Below are 7,578 nucleotides of genomic sequence, written 5' to 3' on the forward strand. Positions count from 1 at the left end.
CACCAGCCTCCTGCTCCTTCAGCACCGCAATAATCTGCTCTTCGGTAAATCTCTGCTTCTTCATTCGTCCGTCCTTTGATGGGCCGGACTCTAATCAATTCTGGAGGAAATCCTCAGTGGCAGGTCACCGACAAGAAGATTGAAAGAACGTCCATCGCCAGCCCCACACAGTGCCCGGAGGCTGAGCATGAGGGCAGAAGCAGGTTGTGGTCAAGTGACGTAAGACGTGGCTAGGAAGGTATACCGCGCCGGTTTGGGTTCATCATCCATTCGGCAATTTCGCCCATAAAGTCCCAGACATCGCCGTCGCTGGGCCTGATGTATTTGTCCGAGCGCGGATCGCTGCCCATTCTCTCAAAGATGCCGCGTAGCCATCCATTCTTGGACCGTTCAACAACCAATGAGGATAACCAATTTTCAACCTCTCCACGCGGTACAACAAAAAGCCCGTTACGCCGAAGATCCGACAGCAGATTTGCGCCCGTCTCGGCCTCTGCCCCGAGAAGAAGCCCAAGGCCCCCGTCTTTGTTGAAGTCTTTGGCGGCGGCCAGCAGAGATTTAAGAACGGTCAATCGTCTGTTTGCGTAAGCGTCGTGTTCCCCCGGTGGAATGCCTACCGCGTTAAGTTGCTTCGTCCATTCGCTTCCTCCGTCCTTTAGGACGTCTAGGTCAACTATCCCCGCTACCGGAATGCCTAGTTGCCTGAGGGGAGTTAAAATTCTGGGAATGGTCTGCTTGTTGTCGGCATTTAGGAATAGGGCATGCGGTATCCCGCGCTTGTCTAAACACGAAAGAAGACGCTCGTTGATTTCTTGGTAAAACGCTCGATCAGCGTTCCCTTCCCCCACGACCACAGCGTCGTAGAACAGTCCCTCCAATACACCTACAGACCTCAATAGCGGATCTTTCATGAGCACACGCAAGTCGTTGCTTTTCAATAGGCGAGCAGTTCCAACGCCGCCAACGTAGGTCAGTCTGATCACGTTAACGGTTGCCCCAGAGGCGATCGCCCCCATCAAAAAATGGGCACTATGTGTGGACGCAAACACATGCTTCCCCTCTTCCTCCGCGCCGCGAGAAAGTTCCTTTCCGAGTTTGAATGCCAAGCTGGGATGCAAAAAGGCTTCGGGTTCGTCCACCACGAAGACCTTTGGGGTGCCCGCGTGGAGTTGCAGCAGGATTCCGGCAAACGCTTTTATTCCGTCGCTCACCTCGTTGATCCCACGGGCCTCACGCATGTACTGTAACGTTTCCTCCGAAAGCGCCCGTTCATCAGGTGGCTCAGTTTCGCCGAACCGAACCTGAATTTGGTCACCTACGGATGCGTCAAGTGTGAACATCAGATTGGTCGCCTCGAAAATCAGCTTCCTCAGCGAGGTGCGGCGCTTATCGTCGGTTATAAGCCGCGCAAGCAAACTTTCGGGATACTTAAGGTCACCGCGTCCTTGCGGGTTAATCAAATGTATACGGGATGAACCATCTAGAGAAACAATGCAGCGTTCAGCATATTGCGATATGAACTCATAACGCTTTTCATTTGGGCGCTGTAGACCCTGAAGAAATGCTTGCTCACTAATCTGATTGCGCCCTTGCGGCAACTTCACGAATCGACAGCCGGCTTGTGCCACTTCATAGGCGCGGGGTTTATCCGTTATTGCATCTAGCTCTGCGTTTGCCTCAAGCTCGGTGAATTCTGAAAAAGTTATCTGCTCAATTATTTTGGAATGAGGATTGCTGTTGGAGAATATACTTATGATCTCTCTTAACGCTTCGCTCTTTCCCGAGTTGTTAGGTCCAACGAAGATTGTTACAGAGGGCGGAGTAGGCACCTCTAATGCAGGTAGGCCTGGCGCTGACCCAAACTTAAATCTTACTGATGAGAGCATTCTCGAATTCTCTGGGTTTAACGTGATTTCAGCTGACGATTAGTTCGGTCCCTCAAGCAGCTAAACGACGGCCTTCGGGAGGGCAGCGATTGCTTAGCGCTCGGGCTCTTTCTCGCTGTCGCCAACTGCACTAACATGCCAGCGCATTGCGAAGATGCCGGCCACGGCAAGATCGATCACAAACCAACTCGCGCGATCGAGATACACCGGGATGAGTGGATTAAAGAGTAGCGCTACCATCGCGAGAGTAAGCGACCAGCCGTTGAAGGCGTTCTTCATCTTGTAGTCCTGCCACGCCAGGTAGGCGGCACTCGCGGTGACCGCTAACCGTAAAAAAGAATAGTAGCCGTACGGCAAGGGAAACACCGCAGCGATCAACAAGGCGACCGGCACTAGAATCAGATTGTTTCGCATCGGGTCTCCGCGCATCATTGGCGTGCTAATCTTCGTGCCCAGAGCCTATGGGCAAGCCCCACGTGAATAAGGGTAGAAGAGCGTTCATACAGGGCATCTGCAGTCGTCCTGCTGTTGGTTGGCGCGAGGATCCCCTATGAATAATTTAGGGTTCGCGCATCTCAGAGGCCATCCTACGTGCCAGTGACCGCGCGTTGCCCCTGTGCCACCTCGGTGGGACCTAATACTAGGGCGATATGTTTAAGCTAATCGTTGACAGTGAGTGGGCAGAGGTCGGTCGCCCGAACCGTTATAGCCTTAGTTGAGCCCATGCAGTCATAATAACAAATCTTGTTCATCCCGCTGGACTGCTCCCCTGACTTCATGCACATCATGGCGGTCTGAATTTGGGGCAGTTTTGAGTGCGTCGAAGACTGTTGAGGAAATACCGTAAACAGCGCCAACGCTGAAATCAGTCCTGAAAGCATATCAAGTCCCCCATAGTTGCTACCCGACGTTAGGTTAATTCGGTCAAACGCACAACCAAGCCGTTTAGCGCTGACGATCTTTCCCGGACTAAATTGGGGGTCGCATATTTGAGAGGCCACCTACGTGCCAGTGACCGCGCGACTTCCCCCCGGTGGGTGTGGATGGGACCCATTTTGCGGTAAAACGCAAATTGCCTCAGCGCGTTGCTACGCTTTCCGTTACTTTCCTTTGCCCCGTTGATCAGCCGTTCGGCTAGGGATAATCGACCACCTGGTGATCTGGTTAGTGGAAAGATCAATCATCGTCTCTCCATACAGTTTGCAGTTGGCCTCCTCATCATCCCCGGCATAACTGCGTGACCCTTGTTTGAAGAACGCCGTTTCCGCCCAAAGCATGATCTGCTGTTGGCGATCCATGCGGTACGAAGTCTCTGGTGACGATGTTGCGAACAATGAATTGGCTGCACCGACGGTGGCACTAAGTACAACAACAGCCCAGCCAAAAATCGGGTTTCCATGGGACACTACTGTTGCCGCCCCACCGGCACTGGTTAGCGTCATAGCAATTGTTATGAACGGCTTTAAATAGAACACCGCAAATCGGCCAGTGTCTGCAAATCCCTGAGACCTAGCGATCAATCGCTCGCCCCATCGGATGTATTCTTGCTTCGTCAATGTTGCGGGCGGCAAAGGAAATTCATCCGCGTTCTTGAACAACCGCATAGACTGCCCCTCTTGATGCTAGAATCGATGCTAGCCGGACATGCGATATGTCTCAATAGACCAAGCCCTTGTGAGTCTCGTGCTGGGTGCCCCAGTAAGCCTCATATAAGTGCTGTTGACATTTTGAGACCGATGGTATCTCATAGTCAAAGAACTGTGTGAGACTACAAGGAAGCCACGATGCCAGCCGTGATGATTGGTTATGCCCGTACCTCTACCACCGACCAAAAGGCGGGACTGGAAGCTCAGCTCCGCGACCTACAAGCGGCGGGATGCACAAAGATATTCCAAGAGCAGCTTTCCTCAGTGGCGAACGAAAGACCCCAGCTTGAGCGCGCCCTTGAGTTTGTCCGTGAGGGGGACGTGCTGGTGGTCACCAAGCTCGACCGTCTTGCCCGCTCGGTTGCGGACCTCGTGGCCATCACCGCTACGCTGAGGAACAAGGGTGTTGAGCTGCGCATCCTTACAATGAACCTCGACACCTCTACGCCCACAGGAAAGCTCATGTTGAATCTACTGGGGTCGATAGCAGAATTCGAGCGAGAGCTGATGCTGGAGAGGCAGCGGGAGGGCATCGCCAGGGCTAAGGCAGAAGGCAAATATAAAGGCCGCGCCCCAACAGCACGTAGCCAAGCGGCAGAAGCGCTTGCCCTGAAGGAAGCCGGAAAGACGCCCTCGGAGATACAAGCGATGCTCGGAATCAGCCGCGCAAGCTACTTCAGAATTATCAAAGAGGCAGCGTAAAGCTGGAGAGATCTACCACCGCGATTGAATAGCCCGCCTTGCCGACTTTTGTCTTTGCTCGCTGAGCCATCTGTGGGCTCGTGACAAAATAGAACTTGGTACCAGGCATTTGGGACAGTTTTCCGAGAGTGCTCCTCATTCGAGTGTCTATCACGCCGCTGGGACGCGGGGATGTGGTCACCTCACCGGAAACAGACACTTCATCCGCAGTAACTCCCCTCAGATCAGGCTCCAGCCATGTGCCTGTGGCTCGTGGATTCCAATGCCATTCCAACGACTGATACTCCGGATGCGCAGACAGGAGCCACTCAAGGGCGCGAACGGTATAGTATTCGTGGAGGATTTGGTTGAGGCTCTCGTAGATGCTCTCCCTTAGATCCGCCAGTGCCGGCATAGCCTCATCAAGAGAACGAGCCGCGGTCCCTGCTGCGCGGTGCAAGACGTCAGATAGATCAGTATAGTCCCGCCACAACTTTGCTTTGCAGTCGTTTAGCGACCTCATCAGGTCCATGTTCTCAATTCCAGGTCAACCGACGAGTTTCGAGCCCTCGGGCGTTGCGTTTTCATAGATAGCCCGTCGAGCCGTCCTTTCTCACAACACATATCAGGGCGGCAATTCAACCGCTACGGCCATGGCGCTCACTGCGCTGTATTGGGGTCCGTTGCCAGCAAGAAATCCCTGCTTGTCTGGCTCCAAGGAAAGCATGTCAAAGGTTTCCCGATATTGCCGTGATCATAATAGCAGGCGGAAATCGCGCCGGACGTAGTATCCATCCGGACAATCGTGGTGTTCTTCAGAAGGAAGGCCTGATAGCGGCCCAGAGAACCCCACGGCGAAAGATGCAGTACAATCGCACTGCCCAACACGATACCGAGCGCGCTTAACGCCACGACTGCGATAGGCGACAATGAGGTGGCGGCGGGTGATGCTTGGGGCTTCCCCTCGTCAATCTCGCGGGAGGCCTGGAGCCCTCGCTCAAGTGTGTCCATAGCTTCGATTTCCCTTGAGGCCTTCGCCTGCGGTTCGCCCCCGCAAGCTTGCCTCCATGACCCCTGGATCGGGGAGTTGGAAAACCGACTCGGTCGGTCCCTGAGGCCTTTAGTTCGGTGAACCTGGACATACGCCACAGGCTCCCCGACCTATCGAAGGTCAAGGATCGATCTCCCTTCCGGTGGGGATCATACCGCCGAGTTCAGGGTTTCCACGCCCCGGAGCGCCGCGTCTACGCTCAACGCCAACCATTATCCACCTATCGGCAAATCGGCAAGAATCTCCTTCAAAAAGAATATCAATTTAAAGTCGTTTTGATCATACACGCTAAAGCATTGAGATAGCCCCTCCTGCGGTGTCACCGGAGGACATGGCCTCATCCATCGACCCTTCGGATTGCTTCCCATGTCCTACCTAAATGTCTGATCCAACTAGATTTTCGCGATGAAGATTCTTGAATGCGTGGAGCGGCAACCCATGTGTACGTCTCAACTCATGGAGAACACACAATGGGAATTGAACGCTTTCGCATTTACATTGCCGCAACGCAGCATGGAGCGCATAGCAACGGAAGAGTGCACGCCGGCTACGCCCTCAGAATTCTAGGAAACGGCGTCGACAAAGTGTTGCAGGCGGGCGGGCAGCAGGCGGAAGTTCAGGCGATGTACGCAATCGGCTTGAAGGACGCTTATTCGTTTCTGTGGTCTGAGGTCGAGGACAAAGTCTCCGACAGTAAGCCGACCGTCGAGGTTGTGGTCAGAAAACCGAACATGAGCGTTAGATTTCGCAACGCCGACGAGAGCCTTGTCGAGAAGGCTATAACGCGGGAAACCAAAGCCACAGATAACATCGACGTGTGGCTGGAAGATAGCGTGATGGCAACTCACTTCCCGACTACATTTCGGAAGCCTGTTGACAAGGAAGAGCCAATACTGAGGCAGGTCGAAGATTTGGCAAAAGCTGAAGCCCGCAAAAGTGCTTTGAGTAGCGGGGGCGCCGGTGACTAAGATACCGAGAAGCGGCCATATAACAGCGGAATGTCGATGCGCAGTCCCAGGATGTCACCGACCAACAGAGAAGTCCGGCGGAACGGGTCTTGCTCGTTTCCATTGTCGCTATCACGTCCACCATAAGTCCCGGCACGGTTCGTATTGGCACTCGACTTACAAAGCGTCCGAACTGCGGCCCTATGTCCGTAGCGCTGAGCTTTGGATAGAGGAATATCGGCAGACACCAGCCTATCAGGCCGCGTATTGGCAGCTAGAGCATCTAGTTGCGGGCGCTGGTCGCGTAGAGCCGGCAACGAGCCTGCGGGGCCAATCTGCTGAATATCGTGCTCGGGTTGCCTTTGCGCGTCTCCGGGCAGCGGACATTCCAACGGGCAGGATCATCGCCATCTATATGGGCGTTGCGGCACTGATTGAGGACGATTTTGGCAGTCACCGCACCCGTGAGTTCCGTATTGTGCAAGCCGCGAAGGCCGTCCACCGGTTAGCCAGCGGCACTCATCGCAAGTGGGACGTGTGGGATCCCCGAACAGGCGGCAACCGCACGGCAGAGCTTCACGCCTATCCTCGCTCTTCCGGGCACGTCCTAAGGAAGATAGGGGAGACGCTGGAAAAGGCATGCGACGAGCTGTCCCGCGCAGTCGTGCCCGAGGTGATCACAATGCGCACCGAGCGGTTCGGTCCCCATCCATCTCATACTCCTGTCGCTAAGACGTCCTGATCAACAATAAAGGCCTCACCGCCGTCTGATCACCTGGCGGAGGTGGGGACGCACATGTTGGAGCTTATCTTGTCCCCGAAGAGAATAGCGGACGAAAAGGCGCTGCCCTATGTCCGGCACTATGACGCGTGGTTGGCCGCTGGTGGCGATAACCTCATCGCGTTGGCTGACCGATTTTTTGAAATGCTTCGTTCCCCGACCATCACCGAAGAAAGGAAGCCTAGGGCAGACGCAATGGAGCGCCGCAAGCGCTGTGTGAGGACACTTGTGGCCAACCTCCTTGTGGTCGCTCTCGATCCAGCCGACTACGTTGGTCTGGCGGTGCCATTAAGGAATGCAGGGGGTACGCGCTACGATCGGAGGGCTTTCACCGCCGATGTTCTAAGGCAGGCTATCAAAGACGCTGAAAATGTAGGCCTGGTTTTGGCCGAAGAGGCTGTCTTCAAGGAACGGCGGACAGTCGTCGTCCCAACGTCGCGCTTCCGGCAGCTTGTTGCCTGTTGATTTCCACTGAGAGCTGACCCGGCGCAGCCTAATATTTCCATTGAGAATTGACCCATGTTTCAACCGTCCCTCGCATGTTTTCAGCGGGGGCTCTGGAGTGATCGACATGGCATTACTGAGC

At 54.6% G+C, this 7,578-nt stretch carries 7 protein-coding genes; 3 read left to right on the forward strand and 4 right to left on the reverse strand.

Translation table 11 applies throughout. The annotated features are described in order from the left end of the window. Positions 1-230: 230 nt before the first annotated feature. The 3 genes from GR197_RS31140 to GR197_RS31150 form a co-directional block, all read right to left on the reverse strand. Positions 231-1,886 (reverse strand): ATP-dependent nuclease, encoded by a 1,656-nt coding sequence (locus GR197_RS31140; RefSeq protein ID WP_164016540.1) that lies wholly within the window; start codon positions 1,884-1,886, stop codon positions 231-233. Positions 1,887-1,979: 93 nt separating this feature from the next. Next, positions 1,980-2,300 carry a DUF6804 family protein gene (locus GR197_RS31145; protein WP_164016542.1) on the reverse strand — a complete coding sequence of 107 codons (321 nt, stop codon included), beginning with the start codon at positions 2,298-2,300 and terminating at the stop codon, positions 1,980-1,982. A 686-nt stretch (positions 2,301-2,986) separates the two neighbouring features. Further along, the gene (locus GR197_RS31150) at positions 2,987-3,490 is read right to left on the reverse strand and encodes a hypothetical protein (RefSeq protein WP_164016543.1); all 504 of its coding nucleotides are present in this window, start codon (positions 3,488-3,490) and stop codon (positions 2,987-2,989) included. Positions 3,491-3,670: 180 nt separating this feature from the next. On the opposite strand from GR197_RS31150, the gene GR197_RS31155 reads away from it, so the two are divergent. Further along, complete coding sequence (locus GR197_RS31155) at positions 3,671-4,234, forward strand: recombinase family protein (protein WP_164016545.1); 564 nt, start codon at positions 3,671-3,673, stop codon at positions 4,232-4,234. A gap of 639 nt (positions 4,235-4,873) precedes the next feature. On the opposite strand, the gene GR197_RS31160 is transcribed toward GR197_RS31155, so the two are convergent. Further along, positions 4,874-5,224 (reverse strand): hypothetical protein, encoded by a 351-nt coding sequence (locus tag GR197_RS31160; RefSeq protein ID WP_164016547.1) that lies wholly within the window; start codon positions 5,222-5,224, stop codon positions 4,874-4,876. A 510-nt stretch (positions 5,225-5,734) separates the two neighbouring features. On the opposite strand from GR197_RS31160, the gene GR197_RS31165 reads away from it, so the two are divergent. Together GR197_RS31165 and GR197_RS31170 are read left to right on the forward strand one after the other, a co-directional pair. Continuing rightward, a complete protein-coding gene (locus GR197_RS31165) occupies positions 5,735-6,232 on the forward strand; it encodes a hypothetical protein (protein WP_164016549.1) in 498 nt (165 codons plus the stop codon). Positions 6,233-7,007: 775 nt separating this feature from the next. After that, positions 7,008-7,457, forward strand: a complete 450-nt coding sequence (locus GR197_RS31170; RefSeq protein WP_164016551.1) for a hypothetical protein — start codon at positions 7,008-7,010, stop codon at positions 7,455-7,457. The last annotated feature ends 121 nt before the right edge of the window (positions 7,458-7,578 follow it).

The organism is Rhizobium phaseoli, from assembly GCF_010668805.1.
In the GTDB taxonomy this organism is placed as follows: domain Bacteria; phylum Pseudomonadota; class Alphaproteobacteria; order Rhizobiales; family Rhizobiaceae; genus Rhizobium; species Rhizobium phaseoli_A.